Source organism: Algibacter sp. 2305UL17-15, from assembly GCF_040720935.1.
In the GTDB taxonomy this organism is placed as follows: Bacteria; Bacteroidota; Bacteroidia; order Flavobacteriales; family Flavobacteriaceae; genus Jejuia.
Genome location: NZ_JBFDAE010000011.1, coordinates 132,935 through 152,276 on the forward strand (window position 1 = coordinate 132,935; position 19,342 = coordinate 152,276).

Annotated in this window: 10 protein-coding genes; 4 read left to right on the forward strand and 6 right to left on the reverse strand. The window is 35.8% G+C overall.

Translation table 11 applies throughout. From position 1 onward, the window contains the following. Positions 1-146: 146 nt before the first annotated feature. From ABXQ82_RS13175 to ABXQ82_RS13190, 4 genes are all read right to left on the reverse strand, one after another. Positions 147-1,673, reverse strand: a complete 1,527-nt coding sequence (locus ABXQ82_RS13175; protein WP_367060407.1) for a TlpA disulfide reductase family protein — start codon at positions 1,671-1,673, stop codon at positions 147-149. 75 nt (positions 1,674-1,748) lie between these two features. Next, positions 1,749-2,048 (reverse strand): hypothetical protein, encoded by a 300-nt coding sequence (locus tag ABXQ82_RS13180; protein ID WP_367060410.1) that lies wholly within the window; start codon positions 2,046-2,048, stop codon positions 1,749-1,751. A 135-nt stretch (positions 2,049-2,183) separates the two neighbouring features. Further along, entirely contained in the window at positions 2,184-3,773 is a 1,590-nt protein-coding gene (locus ABXQ82_RS13185; RefSeq protein WP_367060413.1) for a cysteine peptidase family C39 domain-containing protein, read from the reverse strand. Between the two features lie 377 nt (positions 3,774-4,150). Then, positions 4,151-6,499, reverse strand: coding sequence for a UvrD-helicase domain-containing protein (locus tag ABXQ82_RS13190; protein ID WP_367060416.1), 2,349 nt, complete (start codon positions 6,497-6,499; stop codon positions 4,151-4,153). A 150-nt stretch (positions 6,500-6,649) separates the two neighbouring features. Here ABXQ82_RS13190 and ABXQ82_RS13195 point away from each other — a divergent pair, with 150 nt between their 5' ends. Both ABXQ82_RS13195 and ABXQ82_RS13200 read left to right on the forward strand, forming a co-directional pair. Then, complete coding sequence (locus ABXQ82_RS13195; RefSeq protein ID WP_367060419.1) at positions 6,650-8,215, forward strand: FMN-binding glutamate synthase family protein; 1,566 nt, start codon at positions 6,650-6,652, stop codon at positions 8,213-8,215. 16 nt (positions 8,216-8,231) lie between these two features. Further along, positions 8,232-8,753, forward strand: a complete 522-nt coding sequence (locus ABXQ82_RS13200; protein WP_367060422.1) for a hypothetical protein — start codon at positions 8,232-8,234, stop codon at positions 8,751-8,753. A 4-nt stretch (positions 8,754-8,757) separates the two neighbouring features. Here the strand turns inward: ABXQ82_RS13200 and ABXQ82_RS13205 are convergent, their stop codons facing one another. Next, complete coding sequence (locus ABXQ82_RS13205; RefSeq protein ID WP_367060425.1) at positions 8,758-9,672, reverse strand: patatin-like phospholipase family protein; 915 nt, start codon at positions 9,670-9,672, stop codon at positions 8,758-8,760. Between the two features lie 194 nt (positions 9,673-9,866). Between ABXQ82_RS13205 and ABXQ82_RS13210 the strand changes: the two genes are divergently transcribed. Both ABXQ82_RS13210 and ABXQ82_RS13215 read left to right on the forward strand, forming a co-directional pair. Continuing rightward, positions 9,867-15,971 (forward strand): PKD domain-containing protein, encoded by a 6,105-nt coding sequence (locus ABXQ82_RS13210; RefSeq protein ID WP_367060428.1) that lies wholly within the window; start codon positions 9,867-9,869, stop codon positions 15,969-15,971. 5 nt (positions 15,972-15,976) lie between these two features. After that, positions 15,977-16,975: a PorP/SprF family type IX secretion system membrane protein gene (locus ABXQ82_RS13215; RefSeq protein WP_367060431.1), complete on the forward strand. Its 999-nt coding sequence runs from the start codon at positions 15,977-15,979 to the stop codon at positions 16,973-16,975. A 96-nt stretch (positions 16,976-17,071) separates the two neighbouring features. Here ABXQ82_RS13215 and ABXQ82_RS13220 read toward each other — a convergent pair whose 3' ends face one another. Further along, positions 17,072-19,333, reverse strand: coding sequence for a M1 family metallopeptidase (locus tag ABXQ82_RS13220; RefSeq protein WP_367060434.1), 2,262 nt, complete (start codon positions 19,331-19,333; stop codon positions 17,072-17,074). Positions 19,334-19,342: the final 9 nt, after the last annotated feature.

Sequence of the window (19,342 nt, forward strand, 5' to 3'; positions counted from 1 at the left end):
TCCAATAAAAATGTTGTAGGAAAATCAAAAATCTTGTCTATTTTAGCTTCAGTTTCATTTTCATCTAAGATATTTTCTAGATAGTAAGTATTATTTCTACTGTCTTTAAGGGTAAGTTTGTTTTTACACGGTCCAAGTGATATTTGCTATTTAACTTTATACTTTAATAATGTTTCTTTTATTTTTTTACTAGTTGGACCAGGTGCATTATCTTCTACCAACTTACCATTTGCATCAAAAATCATATACCTCGGAATTTCTCTAATCTTTAAATCATGCATAAATTTAGATTGGTCTGGATTAAGAATTAAATAATTATGTACATACGAATCTATGCCTTCAACAAGAGAAGCACTTTTCCACGCTTCATTATTTTTATCTAATGATATGTAAATAAATACAATATTCTCCTTCCCATAGAACTCATTAAGTAACTCTTTAGAAGCTGGCATAGCTTTTCTACAAGGAGCACACCAACTTGCCCAAAAATCCACATAAATTACATTTCCTTTCAAACTATTTTTTAAATCATTAAAGCTTTTTATTGCTCCATTAGAATCTAATAAATTTAATTCAGTAGTTGAGTTATATTTTTTCTTTAAGCCGATTAAATGTTTGGTTTCAAAATAATTCTGGAAGCTTGAATCTGAATATTCTAAATTAAATTTTTCAAATAATTGAGCTACTTCTTTCAAAGGGTTACCTAGTATAACCATTTCCTCCAAACAAATTATTTTGGCTTTTTTTAATAGCGTAGTGTCTGTAAACTTGTTTGGTAAATCGTTATATATTTCAGGGATATTATAAAAAACTTTTGACCGAGATCTATCTTCTTTATCTTTATATAAAATTTGAAACAGTATTGTGCTTAGCATACTGTATTGATTAGGCGAGGGTTTCAAACTATTTACAAAGTCTTCTGATAACATATAATCCTTTAATTTTGGGTTTTTAGATAATTTATAAACCATAAATATATCGTAAAACCTTTTCCTCAAAAAAAAGTCTTGAAATATACCTTTTCTTGAATCATTATAGCGATTATCTAATATTGCTTTATATTCAATAAATAGACTATCGTAAGTGGTTACAAGTTTAGAAATTTCATTATCATTTTTAATAATGTCTTGATTTGCTTTTGCATGATATACTCTATTTTTTGAGTAATCATTTACTAGTTCAAGAGGGTTTGTATAATCAATAACAAAGTATTTACTAACAAAAGCATCTAAATAATTTAAAAACGTTGTATCAGCTATGCTTTTATAACTAAACCTCTTTGCTTGATATTTTGATTTATTATGAATTTCCTTTACTAAGGAATCATTCACATAACTTAAAACAAGTGTATCCCCTTGTTTTACAATAAGAGTATCAGGATAATGGTATTTGTTACGAACTTCAATTAATTGATAGGGCTGGATTTTAATTTTTAAAGTATCGTATTTATCATATAAAAAATGTTGATAATTTTGTAGGTTATTGAAGTTTTTTTCCTTTGAAATTAAAAAAGGCGACTTAATGTCTGTTTTAGAGATTACAGTTAAAAAACCAGTTTTTTCGATTGCCTGAACTTCCTTGCTTATAGAATTAGTATCATCTTTATTCTTATCTGTATTATTACAAGAAAACACTAATACCGTTAATACGATTAAATAATATAAAGTCTTCAAAATAGTTTTGATTTTAAGATTAAAAGTTGCTAGAAAAAATCTAGCAACTTTATTAATTAGAATGTTTTGAGCATATCACCTGACAGGGAATAAACCATCCCAACTTGGATGATTTTGAAACTCATTGCAACTAGCACAACAGTAGCCTGATACAGTAATACTAGGATTTCCATGTCCATTAAAAAGTTCATCACCACCAGAATTATAAGCACTTTGAGCTTGTGAAACAGTAAGGGTTTGAGCACTCCATTGACTTACTCCGTTTTCTGTATAGTAAACACTACAACCATAACCACCAAAAACAGTTTTCAATTGATCTCTTTGAAGCATATCACCAGCTTCTAATTTCAAACTCTTTAAACTTAATTTTTTCATTTTATTAAGGTTTTAAACCTGCCTTTCGGCAGGCAAGAAATTATATTTGCCCTGAACCGTTAAAGACACTCAGGAGTGTGTCTGTCCTTCGCGAAAGGATATCGTTCATGCCCAAAGTGCATGCTTTGGGCTTTTTTATTGCAGTACATCGGTTAAATCTTCCACACTATATTCCCTTGGCAGCTCATGGCCGTTAATGAACAGGGTTGGCGTATGGGCTATTTTTTCTGCATCGCACCATGTGCGCATCGCTTCTATCTTATGGTTTTGGCTATCCAGTTCGCCGTTCATGGGGTATTTGTTTGCAAACGCCTCATAATCCTTTTTATCCTCCAAGTACCATTCATCCAAGGCCTGTTGGGTTCTTTTTTTATCCCCTTTCGCATCAATGGCCAAAAAATGGCTTACCGGTTTTCCTATGGTGTCCGTACTCGATTTTGCCGTAAACAGTATCTGTAAATTTATTTTGCCAGCATTAACTAAACCTTCCAAAACGGTGTGTGCCTTGGCACAGGGCCCGCAATAAGGGTTGCAGACCTTAATCACATTATATTTTGCCGATGTACTGGTCAGGGAAATCCCCAAACCTTCCAAGCTGGTTTCTATTTTTCTGGATTTTAATAGCAGGCCATCCAAAACGTCGGGATTGTTTTTTATTTTTTTAAGCCCTCGCTTATAGAGGTTAAGCTCTTTTTTGTTTTCCAATAATGGCTTTAATACGCTCCACACCATAATTGGGATTAAAAACAAGAGCCCCAGTAACGGGAATTCTGAAAAGCTAAAGGTCGATTTGTAAAATCCTCCCAAAAACACAAGTGCTATTTCCGCAATGAGAATTATCTGAACCATGATGCAAAACTTGCACCATTGCTTAATTACAACCGCTTGGTAATAGAGTGAGCTTATAACTATGGGGAATGTTGCAAAACTGATGATCCCCAAGAGCGATAGAGAGGCTATTGAAAACTTATATATTGTTAAATACAGCAACGAACTAAAAAAATAGGAGAACACGAGCAAACTTAAACTTAAACTTAAACTTAAATGCCCTTTAAAAAGTTTTGCATATTTAGAGCCCAATACAGCATTACAGTTTATTTTGCTACCTGCACCTCCTTGACAAAAGCTCTGCAAGGTGGGGTTATATTGGTCTATTTCAAACCATAAAAGCAACACGCCCACTGCCAGCCCGCCTAATTTTAAGATGGTGTAAAATATTGGAGAAACACTAAAAACAGCACCAGTACTAAATAGACCTGAAACCATCCAACCGACAAACAGAACCCCAATGATTATAGTCAATACATTGTAAGTTCTTTTTTCGGCAAGTGTTTTTTCTATGTTGGGCTCTTTGGAATCTTTTGTGGTTTCTGCGAGCAAACAGATTCCCGTCCAGATTTTTAAAAAATCGGCTTTGACAGTATTTATCAGTGTATCCTTCTCATCATAGTATGATACCTCTTGGTCCGTAATACTTTTAACAACATAAAATAAAGAACCGCTATTGTCTTGAACCTGCACAATACATGGCACGGGTATAGTATCCAGTTTTTCTGCCTCAATCCTTATCCCCAGATTTTCTATGTTGTACCTATCCAAAGTATCGGTAATGGCCAATAAGCTGGTATGGTCTGGATGTGACAGTAGCGCATCATAGATATATTTAGTATGCTGAATATACAGCAAGGATAGAAGTCTCGTGGTGGCTGAAATGGAATTATCCATGACAATTACTAATTTGAAATTTTAGCAACTAAGGGAGAAACTACATAAAAGTAAAAATAATTTTTTATTGAAACAAAAGAAATCTCATCATCATAACCATCATGTTTATTTAAAAGGTTTTATTGTTTTGCTAATCTAAAGGATTCACAGAGTATTTTTCGACTTTGAAAACTTTATACACTATGGATTTACTGATTACTGCGACTGAGACTGTTTACCGTAAACTGAGACTGTATTTTGACGGAAGACAGATGACCGATGACAGGTAAATTGGGCTATGATGGGAAATTGTTGGCGGAATATTTAAATATAGACAAAACTAACTGAAAACTGCGACTGAGACTGTAAACTAAATACTGCCAACTGCCTACTAAAACCTACCCAATCACTTCCAACTTCGCAAAACGCAACAACAACTTCTTGCTTCCACCTGTTTCAAACTTTATTTCTGCTTTGGTATCTGCACCTTGTCCTTCAATTTTAATGACCTCGCCATTACCAAAACGGATGTGTTTTACAATATTGCCAACTGCTAACTTATTATCAAACAAATTTGCTGCACCATTACTGGTTTTTGAAACTGGTTTTAAGTGTTTTGGTGTTGACACCTGAAATTTTTCAGGTTCAGATTTTGAAGTTCCTTTTTTGCGTTCAATTGTTTTTGCGGGCTTAAACCTTATTTTATTTGGAGACACTTTATTAGGTTCTACATCCCCAAAAATACTGGAATCCAACATCGGGTTATAACGTCGTTCTTCAATTGGTGTGACAATATCTAAATACTCTTCATCAATTTCTTCAATAAATCGGCTGGGTTCAGAATCAATCAATTTTCCCCATCGGTATCTGGATAAAGCATAGGTTAAATAGGCTTGTTTTTCGGCCCTGGTCAACGCTACGTAAAATAAACGTCGCTCCTCCTCCAATTCACTTCGGGTGTTCATACTCATCGCACTTGGGAATAAATCTTCCTCTAAACCAACGATAAATACATACGGAAATTCCAAGCCCTTTGCTAAATGTATCGTCATTAACGCCACATGATCTTTGTCGCCTTTATCGGCATCTAAATCGGTCGCCAAGGCCACATCCTCTAAAAATTCAGCTAAATTACCCGTAGTGTCTGCAACTTCTTTTTGACCTTCCACAAAGTCTTTCATACCGTTTAAAAGCTCTTCAATATTTTCCATTTTAGCAACACCTTCTGGCGTGCCGTCTTTATTGAATTCTTTTATCAAACCCGTTGTTCTGGTCACATGTTCTGCCAATTCAAAAACATCGGCAGTTTGATTTAACACTTGGAAACTTTCAATTAAGGTTACAAAATTTTGAAGTTTTGTTCGCGTTCCAGAGTTGATCTTAACATCGGTTTTATCAATGTTTTTCATCACTTCAAAAATGGTACGTCCATAACCATTTGCCGAAACTATCAACTTATCGACCGTAGTTTGTCCAATGCCACGAGGCGGAAAATTAATCACTCTTTTTAAAGCTTCCTCATCGGCAGGGTTTATAATCAACCGTAAATAAGACAGTACATCCTTAATTTCCTTCCGTTGGTAAAACGATAAACCACCATAAATTCTATAAGGAATATCTCGTTTTCGCAACGCATCCTCTATAGCACGGGATTGCGCATTGGTTCTATAAAGAATTGCGAAATCACTATTTTGCAACTGATGTTGCATTTTGTTTTCCCAAATGGTACTTGCCACATAACGGCCTTCGTCGCCATCGGTTAACGAACGATTTACTTTTATTTTCGCACCTTCATCATTGGCGGTCCAAACTATTTTATCAAGTTTCGTCTGGTTTTTATCGATGATGGAATTTGCAGCATTAACTATGTTTTTTGTAGAACGGTAATTTTGCTCCAGTCGAAACACTTTTACATCATCATAATCTTTTTGAAAGTTTAAAATATTATTGATATTCGCTCCGCGGAAGGCATAAATACTTTGCGCATCATCTCCAACGACACATATATTTTGGAATTTATCTGACAACGCCCGCACTATTAAATACTGCGAATGGTTTGTATCCTGATACTCATCCACTAAAATATATTTGAATCGGTTTTGGTATTTAGCCAATACTTCAGGAAAACGGGTCAAAAGTTCATTGGTTTTCAACAGTAAATCATCAAAATCCATTGCGCCAGCTTTAAAACAGCGCTCAACATAAGCTTTATAAATATCTCCCATTCTTGGGCGACGCGCCATGGTATCGGCTTCCTTTAATTCTGGATTTTGAAAATAAGCACGTACTGTAATCAAACTGTTTTTATAGGATGAAATACGAGAACGCACCTGTTTGTACTTGTAGATATCCTTATCCAATTGCATTTCCTTAATGATGGAAGCAATCAATCTATCGGAATCTTGGGTATCATAAATCGTGAAATTACTTGGGTAGCCTAATCTATCAGCTTCAATACGCAGGATTTTAGCAAACACAGAGTGAAAGGTCCCCATCCATAAATTCTTCGCTTCGCTTGCACCAACAATAGATGCAATACGGTCTTTCATTTCCCGAGCTGCCTTATTGGTAAAGGTTAATGATAGGATATTAAACGGATCAATCCCCTTGCTCATCATGTAAGCAATCCGAAAGGTAAGCACACGGGTTTTCCCAGATCCCGCTCCCGCAATGACTATCATGGGGCCGTCAACCTGAATGGTGGGCTCTAATTGTGCGCTATTTAACTGACTTAAATATTTCTCCAATGTTATTTCTTTTTCAATATGTGAAAATAACCATTGTTAGTGGGATAATAAATCAGATTTATCAATAATTATAAACAATTAGCCGATTTGTTACAGTTTTTTATTTTTAAATATCTTTACAATTCTGTTGAATTAAAATTCATAATACATATGTTAGATTTTTTAAGTCAAATTCCTTGGTGGTTATGGGTTTTAATATGCTTATTGCTAATAGCTATTCGCGATATCTTTTTCCAAAAGGCCCATACTATCAGTCATAACTATCCTGTGGTTGGGCATTTAAGATATTGGTTGGAAAGTATTGGTCCAGAAATGCGCCAATATTTTGTAGCCAATAATCGAGAAGAATTGCCTTTTAACCGGATAGAGCGCGGTTGGGTATATGCCTCGGCAAAAAGGGAAAATAATTACGAGGGTTTTGGAACCGACAGGGATATTTATGCGCATCACCATATTTTTATCAATAATGCGATGATGCCTTATAAACTTCCTGAAAACCATCCTAATAAAATTGATAAAACATTTTTACCCTGCGCAAAGGTTATGGGCGCATTTAATAAACGTAAAACGCCTTATCGTCCAGCATCAGTTATAAATGTTTCGGCTATGAGTTTTGGTTCACTTTCCGCGAAAGCGATAGAATCCTTAAACAAAGGCGTTAAAATTGCAGGTGCTTATCACAATACAGGAGAAGGTGGCCTATCTCCTTATCATAAAAACGGCGGCGATGTAATATTTCACTTTGGAACCGGCTATTTTGGTGTTCGTGCCGAAGATGGTGGTTTTTCTATGGAAAAGATGGTAAAGTTGGTTGAAGACCATCCGTTTGTGAGAGCTATTGAGGTAAAACTATCGCAAGGAGCAAAACCAGGAAAGGGCGGTGTGCTTCCAGGTGCAAAAATCACAAAACAAATAGCCGAAATTAGAGGTGTTGAGGTTGGTAAAGATGTACTATCCCCTCCAAACCACAAAGCGTTTTCCAACGTTCCTGAAATGGTAGATTTTATTGAAGCTATTGCTGAAAAGACTGGGCTTCCGGTTGGCATTAAAGCGGCTATTGGAAAATTAGAACAATGGGAAGAACTAGCCGATATTATGAAAAAAACAGGAAAGGGCCCGGATTTTATTACTGTTGACGGTGGTGAAGGCGGAACTGGTGCTGCACCTCCAAGTTTTGCAGACCATGTTTCTTTGCCATGGGTATATGGATTTAGTGATGTGTATAAACTTTTTAAAGCAAAAGGTTTAAGTGAACGGATTGTGTTTATAGGAAGTGGGAAACTTGGTTTTCCTGCTAAAGCTGCCATGGCATTTGCTATGGGCGCAGATTGTATTAATGTGGCTCGTGAAGCCATGATGAGTATTGGTTGTATTCAGGCGCAAGTATGTCATACTAACCGTTGTCCCAGCGGAATTGCCACTCAAAGCAAGTGGTTGCAAAATGGGATTGACCCTACTCTAAAATCCGTAAGATTAGCACAGTATTTTAAAACCTTTAGAAAAGAATTGGTTGAAATTACGCATGCAGCTGGTTATGAACACCCATGTGAATTTAAAATGAGTGATGTTGAGATTAATGTAGATGACCATAATTTATCAAAGGAATTAGATAAGACCTACATGTATCAAAAAACACCTGTACCATTTAATGGCATGCAAAATTTGAAAGATTGTGTATATTTGGGAGGTAAACATAAAGCAACCCTAGTTAACTAACTTAACCACTATCAATATGGAATCCAGCAGAATTATAGACTTATTTTTATTTACAATACCGTCCTTAATTACAGGATTGATTGCTTATTATTTTTTCAAGACTCATACGGAAAATGAAGATGGTCGCAGACGGTTTTTATTAAAGAAAGATTTACAAACTACCTCTCTACCGCTACGCCTTCAGGCCTATGAAAGATTAACATTATTCTTGGAGCGCATTTCACCAAACAAACTATTATTAAGAGTAATACCAACATCCTCAGATAAAGATGCTTATGAAGCTTTATTGATACAAAGTATTCAACAGGAAATGGAGCATAATTTAGCACAACAAATTTATGTAAGTGAGAAATGTTGGAGCGTTATATGTACAGCAAAAAGTGCGACTGTTCAATTAATTCGAAAAGCAAATCTTTCTGAAAAAACAGATTCTGCAAATAAATTGCGCGAAGTGCTTTTAACTGAAATGATGGAACGCCATTCTCCTAGTGATGCAGCAATTTCAATTTTAAAAGAAGAAGTTAGTGAGTTGTTTTAGATGGCTATTTATCCAACCTCAACTCATTAGATTTGGCCTGTTCACATTTTTCCTGGGCATATTCCCAACCTTGCTCCCACCAAGATGTCATTAATTTTTTATTGAAGATTAATGAGTTTTCGGTAAGTTTAGTTGGTGTGTAATACAAATTAAGTTTTACATCTTTATTTTTTGCGGCCAGCTTACCAATCATGATATCATTGCGTTCTAACTGATCTGCTAAATGCCCAAATAGGTTTATCATCAATGAAAAAGGGTTTTTCCCTAACACCTTATTATACTCTAAGGATTCTGATTCTAAAACAATAGCATCTACTTCTGTTGCGCCTCTTAAAATAGCTTCTCGTATTGGAATGACACAGCCCAATCCGCCATCGGCATATTCAAAACCATTCTTTTTAACTAAAGACATAAATGGAATATAGTTACAGGAAATCCAAATCCAATCGCAAAATTCATCATAGGTAAAATCCTTGATCGACTTATACTCTACCCTGTTTTTAGAAAGGTTAGAAACTGTTACAACAACATCATCCTTTGTGGTTTTTATCTTATCAAACTCTTCTTTGCCAAAATGCTTTTTAATGTGGCGTTTTAGAGCTTTGCTTTCACCAAAAGTGCGCTTAAATTTAATAAACTGCCACAATACATTTAAAAAGTCAATGGAAACGAATTCCCGATTTCCTTTTTTCCTTAAAACGAACGGATTGACACTAAATATATCATGCTGTTGCACATTGGTATATACATCATACAATTTATCAATTTCGCCAGCAGCCAAATGTGGCACCAATAAACTCCCTGTTGAAGTCCCAAGAAATATATCATAATCACGTCCTTCAACCTCCATTAAATATTGTGCAACACCTCCGGCATAGGCACCTTTACTTCCTCCTCCTGATATGACTAGGGCTTTCATATGTCTTTTTTAATTTATAAATATAACTAAATAAGGTATTACAAGTAAAAGATACATTTACAATCGTAAAATTATTTGGTATGATACCCAACTCTAGGTATTTTAAAGGAAAAAAATACATTATTTCGATTTTTATGGGAGTAGCTTAAAAAGAATATATATTTTAGTCTCAGCTATTAACTTAACTTTTATGTATGCTGAAGAAATGTTTTCTTGTTGCATTATTTTCCTCATTAATAATTGCTTCATTTTTCGGACTAAACTTTACAGAATATCAAGATTTTCAATCGGTTAATAAAGGGTTGTCTTTTATAAATCATAATAGTTCTAAATTAGTATTACCGCCTTCGGCTACAATTTCTGGAACTACCGATGTTTGTATAAACAGCACGCCCCAACCAGAAATCACGTTTACCGGTTCTGGCGGCACAGCCCCATATACATTTACATACACCCTTAATGGCGGTGGGAATTTAACAATAGTTACTACCGGATCTAACGATTCTGTTGATTTGGCTGTGAGTACCGCTACAGCTGGAACCTTTACGTATCAATTGGTGTCTGTTGAAGATAGTTTAGGTGATGTTACCAACTTAAATAGCTCTGCAACAATAACTGTTAATGAGTTACCAACGGTAGATTTCACTTTTAACAACGATGATACGTGCTCTGGAACACCAGTAAATTTTACATCAAATGTTACTGGGGCTGCCCCTTTTAGCTATAGTTGGACATTTAGTGGTGGTGGCAGTTCTACAAGCAATAATCCCACACATGAATTTACATCTCTAGGGTGCGGCAATCAAATATTCAATGCTACGCTTACCGTTACGGACAACAATGGTTGTACAGCTTCAATTATGAAACAAGTTACGGTAAGACAAAAACCTTTGTTGGAATTTTATGATGTTGATAGCAGATTTGATCCCTTTAATAACTGTGGAAACAATACTACAGATCCGTCTTACACCATTAATGTCGATATTGATAATGTTTCAACCTGTCTGAATTCTTATGATGTAGATTGGGGAGATGGCAGTCCAGTTGAAACGGGCGTTACGTTTCCGGCGAGCCATACCTATACGCAATTAGGCTCTTTCAATATGGATATTACGGGTAATGGCACCAATTGTGACAATACCGTACGTTACCTCATAAAAAATTCCAGTAACCCTACCGGATCTATCGTAAATCCCGGAAACACCGTAAATTTATGTACGCCTGCAAATCCGTTGGAATTTGCTATTGGCTCTTGGGCATCAAATCCTCCCGATACCAATTATTTTGTGGATTTTGGAGATGGTGCAAGCGCAATTTATTCACAAGCACAATTAGAAGCCTCTATATATTTTAATGCTGCGGATCCTGTTAATTCGCAAGATTTTCCGATACCGCATACATATACGTCAACAAGTTGTCCAGATTTCTATACTGTGGTTTTATTGATTACGACATCATGTGGGCAAACAAATTTAACTGCTGGTCCGATAATTATTCTGAGAAAACCAGAGGTTGATTTTGAAGACCCTCCAACAAGTTGTGTTAATACACCTGTTTTGTTTGAAAACACCTCTTTAGATGGTTATACCAACAATTGTGCGGTTAACGATGGATATTTCTGGGACTTTGGTGACGGAACAACATCGAATGATAGGAATCCAACGCACACCTATACCACAACAGGAACTTTCACGGTGTCGCTTTATGCTGAAAATTCCTGTGGTGTTACCAATACCGTGACTAAAACAATTTGTATTGAACCTGAACTGGTTGCAGATTTTACTCTAGATAGCGCTAATGGCTGTACACCACTCGCCGTACAAGCTACTAATACTACAGATTTAACGGATAGCTGTGGCGGCGTTACCTATTTATGGGAAGTTGCATATACTCCAGGTTTTTGTGGGACTAGTTTCGGGCAATGGAGATTTACCAATGGCACAGATGAAGCATCTGCTTCTCCTTCTTTTGAATTTATCAGCGCGGGAACTTATACCCTTACACTTACGACTACAAATACCTGCGGCACCGATTCTGTTTCCCAAAATATAGAAGTTAAACGCCCACCAACGAATACAATTAATGCCATTGCAGATTTTTGTGGAACTGCTTCCATAACACCTACTGCAAATGTAAATACCTGTGCTCCTGTTTCAGAAACCATTACTTACAGTTGGGACTTTCCGGGAGGAACACCAGCAACGGCAAACACCTTAGATCCAGGGACCATAGTTTATAATACACCGGGGAATTATCAAGTTACCTTTAGTGTCACTTCAAGTTGCGGCACGACAACAGATACAGAGGACTTTGTAATCAATGAAATTCCTACGCTAACAAATACTGATTTAACGCAGACCATTTGTTCTGGAACAGATACTGCCCCAGTTAATCTGACATCTGATGTTACTGGAACAACTTACACGTGGACTGCAACTGCACCTGCTGGCGTTACAGGATTTATTCCTAACGGAAATTCTGATGTTATTCCTGCTCAAACGATATTCAACTCTAATACAACTTCCGAAGATGTCACTTTTACCATTACACCTTCAAACGGCACCTGTGCTGGTGCTTCCGTAAATTTAGTCATCACAGTTGATCCTGCTCCAGCATATACAACTCAGCCACAATCTGAAATAATTTGTTTGAACGGCCCCATAAACCAATTATCAGTTGCTGTTAATGGCCCAGGAACACCAACCTATCAATGGTATAGCAATACGGTTAACAATACCACAACCGGAACTGCTATTTCAGGTGAAACCAATGCGACATATACACCTCCAAATAATCCTGTTGGGATTGTTTATTATTATGTTATTGCATCTTTTACTTCTGGTGCCGGTTGTAATGAAATCACATCAAATGTTGCAACAATCGAAATTGTTGACGGCATTCAAATAGATACTAATCCCATAGCTACACAAAGTATTTGTGTTGGCGGAGATGTTACTACAGATTTATCGGTAACCCATTCTGGAGGTACGGGAACGGTAACTTATCAATGGTATTCAAACACCACTAATTCCAATACAGGGGGCACACCAATAGCGGGAGCTACAGGTATCAATTACCAGCCTCCTACTTTTACAACATCAGGAACTTATTATTATTACATCACTATTTCTATCAGCGGAAGCGGATGTGCACCTATTACAAGCGACGTTTCAGAAGTTGTCGTTCTAGATGATCCCATAATTTCATCACAACCAGTAGTGTCCCAAACACTTTGTCAAGGCACGACACCCCAAGATTTAGAAGTAACTGTAACAGGTGGATTGGGAACTCTCTATACCTATCAATGGTATAGCAATCCAACTAATAGCAATACTGGAGGTGCTTTAATTTCAGGTGCAACAAATAGCACTTATTCCCCACCAACTGCATCTGTTGGCACACTTTATTATTATGTGGAAATAACACAACCCGGGCCAGGATGTAGCGTGGTTAGTGATACTTCCGAAGTCATTATAAATCAGGCGCCAACCATCACTACACAACCAATTTCTGAAACCGTCTGTTTTGGCGAAACATTTAATACGCTTTCAGTAGGATACTCAAATGGTGTAGGTACACCAACTTATCAATGGTATAGCAATACAGTAAATGATGCTACAACAGGAACAGCAATTGGAGGTGAAACAGGTACAACTTATACACCACCGTCTGGGACAGTTGGCACGATTTATTATTATGTGATTATTACATTTTCATCTGGGGGATGTACTGAAATAACATCTGCGATCTCTGAAAACATGGTGAATGAAACGCCAAATATCAGCGATAAATCGGATGTGATTTGTAGTGGAAACGCATTCAATATCAGTCCAGATAGTTCTGGTGGAGATATCGCGCCTATTGGAACAACCTATACATGGACGAATCCTATTATTAACCCAGCAGCCACTATTACTGGTGCATCTGCAGAAATCACACCTCAAAGTTCTATTTCCCAAACGCTTACGAATACCACCACAAATCCGAGCATAGTAACTTATACTGTAACCCCTACTTTGGGAACTTGTATTGGTGTGGATTTTGAAGTTGAAATTACGGTAAATCCATCCATAAGCATCCTCACAAATCAAACCAATAGCGATTGTTATCTCGATAATGGCGGTGCGTTAGAGATTACTATTTCAGGAGGTGTACCGTTTGCAACTGGAAATCCGTATCAAATTAATTGGACAGGACCAAACGGATACACCAATACGAATGAAGATATTTTCAACCTAGCGCCCGGAGATTATACGGTTTCAATTTTAGATGATGGTGGTTGTCCGTTTTCTGAAACATTTACAATTACTGAACCAGATGAACTTGTTTTTAGTATGATAGATTTTGATCCTGAAACCATTTCGTGTTTTAATGCGAATGATGGAGAAATAGGTATTGAAGTTTCTGGAGGCACGACGCCTTACACTTATAATTGGACTAGAAATGGAGCCGCTTTTGCAACAACTGAAGACTTATCAAATTTGGATGAGGGTACTTATGAAATTACCGTGACAGATGCTAAAAACTGTTCCCCAATCGTTCAAAGCTTTTCTATTATTGAACCACCTGAATTACAGGCGAGTTTAGTAAATCAAGTGGATGTGATTTGTTTTGGTGAAGCTACTGGCGAAATTAACGTTGCTATTTCTGGTGGACGGCAAATTGAAATTTCTCCGGGTGTTTTTGATTACACTTATAGTTGGATAGGACCCAATGGATTTACAAGTACCAGTCAAAATTTGACTGGTTTAATTGCGGGAACTTACAATTTAACCGTTACCGATAAATCTGATTGTACCGATACTTTAGAGGTTATTTTAAATGAATCTGATGAAATTATTATTGATTATACGGCAACAGAAATAGAATGTTATGATGATAATGATGGGTCAATTACGATAAATAATATTTCAGGAGGAAACCCACCATATACTGTAGCTTGGAGCAATTTAGGCTCTGGATTAGTGCAATCAAATTTATCTCCCGGAACATATATTATTACTGTGACTGATGCTACAGATTGTGAAAAACAAGCCACTATAATCATTGCAGAACCACCAATTTTCCGAATAACACCTGATGTTACAAACGTGTCTTGTTTTGGTGCGAATGACGGTCGTATCGTTTTAAATTTAGAAGGCGGCATTGACCCAGTTGATTTAAATTGGGATGATGATCCAACTGCTGGCGTAGAACGAAATAATATCGGTCCTGGAACCTATACCGTAACCATTACCGATAGTAAACCGTGTATCATTACAGAAACCTTTGTAATTACTGAACCTGCTGAATTACAGGTTTCTGGAACAAAAACGGACGCCTTAGATTGTAATGATGCTAATAGTGGGGCCATAAATTTAATTGTAACAGGAGGCACATTGCCGCTCTCCTATTTATGGTCTAATGGCGAAACTACGGAGGATTTAAATAACATTCCACCGGGAGATTATAGCATTACGGTTACCGATGCAAATAATTGTGAAGTTTCAGATAGTTTCACAATTAATAGATTTGAGCCTTTACTCGTAGATGTAGAGGTCATCACAGATTTTGATTGTGATGCCAAAACTGTTGAGCAATCTTTTATAGCGAAACCAAGTGGTGGTGTACCGCCCTATCAAATCAATTGGTCTAACGGAACTGTTAGCGGTGCAAATAATGAAATCATGGAAACGGATAATAACGGACTCGTTATTATTGATGTCACCGATAGTATGGGATGTTCCACATCATTTTCATACAATGTAAATATTCCTGAATTGGGCGATCCTGATTTTACACTAAGTTCAACTGCTTTCAGCACTTATGGATTTTATTCTATAGAAGATCCTATTCAATTTACAAATACGTCAACTGGAGATTTTGTAAGTGTGTCATGGAATTTTGGAGATGGGAATTTTTCAAGTGAAGAAAATCCTATTCACATCTATAAAGCTATTGGCACTTATGAAGTGATCCAAACTGTGACGTATCCTTTTGGCTGTGTTTATACAAAACTAATTATACTTGATGTCGAAAAAGGATATAGCTTAATGATGCCAAATGCGTTTACACCAAATAATGATGCCTTAAATAATTATTTTCTGCCATCACAAATTGCATTATCCAATATGGAACTCAATATCTATGATACTTGGGGAGGCATGATTTATTCTGAAAAAGGAGATGACTTAAGAGGATGGGATGGCAAAATAAAAGATGCAAATGCTGAAAACGGGAATTACTATTATACCTTTTCTGGAGACACATTTTATGGCGAAACCATTACGAGCAAAGGTGTTGTTGTTTTAATTAAATAGAAGAAATGAAGGTAAGACTATATATATTGATCATAACTGCTTGCTTTTGTTTTAAGGCACATGCACAAGACCCTGTTTTTACACAATATTTTATGATGCCCGAAAGTTTGAACCCTGCGTTTTCAGGGTTTGAACAAGCTACCTATTTTGGAATCATGCACAGGACCCAATGGCCACACTTGGATTTAAAAGTAGATACCGAATATGCGTTTTTAAATACATGGTTAGAAACTATTGGTGCCGGCGTTGGGTTTAGTGTTTTAAACCAGCGTGAAAACAGTACGAATTACAACCATTTTCAGTTCAATGGGAATTTTGCATATATCGTTAGATTGTCCAACGATTGGTATTTCAGACCCGCTATTGAAGTGGGTTATGGTATGAAATCCTTTAATTTTAGAAATTTGGTTTTATCCGATCAAATCAATATTAATGCAGGCACTATAAATCCAACCACAGCAGACCCTTTTGCAGCTAACGCAAATTCAAATATTGGTTTTGTTGATTTTACAGCAGGTTTTGTATTCGACAAACGAAACACCAGAAACGATACCGATTTATGGTTAGGTGCTGCGATAAAACATTTAAACAGACCAAATATCTCGTTCATTGATGGAGACAATGTGCCGTTGGATATATTTTATACCGTTCACGCCAATTATAGATTTCCGTATTATGATTATAACGATATGATTTTTTCGGCAAATTATATGCAACAAGGCGCTTATAACCGTTTGGATGTCGCTGCAACTGCAAAATTGGACAAACTATTTTTAGGTGCTATGGCTGTTACAAATCCTGCTAGAAATAGTGGCAATAGCCATTTATTAACATCCGTTAATGTTTTTGCGGGATTGGAATTTGAACGTTTGCGTTTTGGGTTTTCTTATGATTTCAATACTTCAAACATTGGAAGAACTGATGGTGTTTTTGAACTTTCTATTACTTATTTGGCAGATTGTTTGATTTGTAGAAATCCTACGAATTATGAACGGAGGAAGTAAAACTGTCTTTGTCATTACGAGGGAAGTATGACCGAAGTAATCTCAGGCAACAAAAGTGAAATCCTAGATTGCTTCGTTGCACTCGCAATGACGGAATTACTCCGCTCCCAAAAGCGATTGAGCAAACTTTTTAAATCGCCAATTATGATGTTTAGCAGCTTGTTGTAAATTCTTGTTACAATCATCATTACAAGCTTTTATTTCATTTAAATATTGAAATGCATTTTGTCGCACTTCAAAACCATATTTCGGACTTGTATAATCTGTCAACTCCTTAAAATATTGTGTTTTGTTTTCAGGTTGATAATCGTCAGTAATTAAAGCGAGTGTTAACCAAAGAATTCGAACGTTTTTATTATTGAAACCCTGAATTTCTTTTGTTTTATCTAAGTATTTATGTCTGTCTTCTGGAAAGTTTTTCCATAAGTTGAATAAGGCGGTTTCTATAGTGATATAGGATTTGTCGTTTAGAAGTGATTCATAATCTGTTTTTAATTCTGAAGGGATTTCTAAAAGAGATTGAGCAATAGCTTGACGAATTTTTATTTCCTCTAAATTGAATGCAGTTTTAAAAACAATAGATTTATTTAGAAATAGTTCTTTTCCAAGTAGATTTATAGTTTTCTTTCTAAGAAAAATATTATTCTCCATAGACAGTACATGATTATATATTTTAATTCTTTCCCTTTCATCAATTTGTTCAATATTATCCAACACAAATATTTTATCTAAAAAATTAGATGAAAGCATGAATCTATTAAACCAACCTTTACTAGTATCTTCTATTCTTATATTTAGAAGCTTGTCAAAGCTAGGATTAGGAATAATTGATTTTGCTTTATGATCAAATATATCTAACCCTTTTTTAGAAATTAGAGTTTGATATTCTGAACTAATTAAGCTTCCTTGATTGTTTTTATCATTCCATTTATAAAAGTCAAACTTAATAGGAATAGCAAAATCATTTTTCGATATAGTATATGAACCGAAGGAATTATCAAAAAATTTAATTTCTACTTTTGGCAATTTTTCACTTTCTAACCAAACTTTCACAAATTCATCCAAATTCGCTCCACTAGCGGTTTCAACCTCACTTATAAAATCATCCGTCTCAACATTTTTAAATTGATGCTTCTTTAAATAGCGCTTAACTCCTTTTTTAAAAGCGATATCCCCTACTTTTTCCCGTAACAAATGTAACACCCAAGCCCCTTTTTTATAAAACGTGGTGCTACTAGATTTTGGGTCTAATAACGAAGTGCTTCCACCTGCCTTATCTTGTGCTACTAATTCTTGCGCATATTCGTAGAGTCTCCAGTAGTAATACTCGTCACCAAAAACTTCTCGTTCTGCTAATAGCGCATAATAGGTAGCAAAACCCTCTTGCAACCAATGGTGTGTTCCAGAAGTAGCCGTTACTAAATTCCCAAACCATTGGTGTGCTAATTCATGTGCATTGATGTTCACAAAATTCTTATCAACAAACGCAATGGAATCTACAACAAAAGCATCTGAATAAATATTAAGACTTGTATTTTCCATACCAGCGTACAGAAAGTCCTTTACCGGTACCATTTTGTAATTTTGCCACGGATATGGCACACCAATTTCATCTTCTAGAAAATCGAATAGTTGTTTGGTGTAGCGATAGGTTGGTTCGAATTTTAAGGAATCTTCTGGGTAGAAATACATTTCTAAAGGAATGCCGCTATTTGAATACGCTACTTTTTTATTGTATTTACCAATGGCGAGAGCAACTAGATAGCTTGACATGGGGTTTTGCATATCATAATGCCACTTATTATAATACCCTGTTGTGTCCTTTTCAATTAATTTCCCATTTGAAATTACTTCAAATCCTTTAGGAGGGTAAGTGATGTTTATATCAAACTCAATTTTCTCATTCATATCATCAATGGATGGCATCCAATTACTGGTATATTTACCTTGACCTTGAGTCCATACCTGCCGATTATCTTGAAGAGAATCATTGTTTTTCCAGTCAATAAAATAAATTGCTTTTTTTGGGTTGTTAATGGACCAAAAAACTTCTAATTTGTGAGTGTTTTTAGCTTTGAATGAATGCTTTATCGTAAACTTTTTTCCATCATAAATACTGTCTTGTTCTTCCTTATCTAAAGAACAATAAATTAGGTCAAATCCTTTAGCGTCAATGAATATTGAATCTATATCTTTTAAAATATCAAACTCATAAGATATAAAACCTCCAACTCCAATTTCTCCTTTATCACTAAAACCAATTTCAACTTTTGCGGTTTTAAAATCAACATATTTTGTTTGTTGGGAAAATCCCAAAAATGATATGAATAAAAAGAATAATACTTGGCTAAATTTCATAGAGTGAAT

Excerpts from the sequence above, each read along its gene's own strand:
- ABXQ82_RS13205 (WP_367060425.1), bottom strand. The coding sequence starts at position 9,672 with ATGAAAGCCCTAGTCATATCAGGAGGAGGAAGTAAAGGTGCCTATGCC.
- ABXQ82_RS13180 (WP_367060410.1), bottom strand. The coding sequence starts at position 2,048 with ATGAAAAAATTAAGTTTAAAGAGTTTGAAATTAGAAGCTGGTGATATG.
- ABXQ82_RS13210 (WP_367060428.1), top strand. The coding sequence starts at position 9,867 with ATGCTGAAGAAATGTTTTCTTGTTGCATTATTTTCCTCATTAATAATT.
- ABXQ82_RS13200 (WP_367060422.1), top strand. The coding sequence starts at position 8,232 with ATGGAATCCAGCAGAATTATAGACTTATTTTTATTTACAATACCGTCC.
- ABXQ82_RS13215 (WP_367060431.1), top strand. The coding sequence starts at position 15,977 with ATGAAGGTAAGACTATATATATTGATCATAACTGCTTGCTTTTGTTTT.
- ABXQ82_RS13195 (WP_367060419.1), top strand. The coding sequence starts at position 6,650 with ATGTTAGATTTTTTAAGTCAAATTCCTTGGTGGTTATGGGTTTTAATA.
- ABXQ82_RS13220 (WP_367060434.1), bottom strand. The coding sequence starts at position 19,333 with ATGAAATTTAGCCAAGTATTATTCTTTTTATTCATATCATTTTTGGGA.
- ABXQ82_RS13185 (WP_367060413.1), bottom strand. The coding sequence starts at position 3,773 with ATGGATAATTCCATTTCAGCCACCACGAGACTTCTATCCTTGCTGTAT.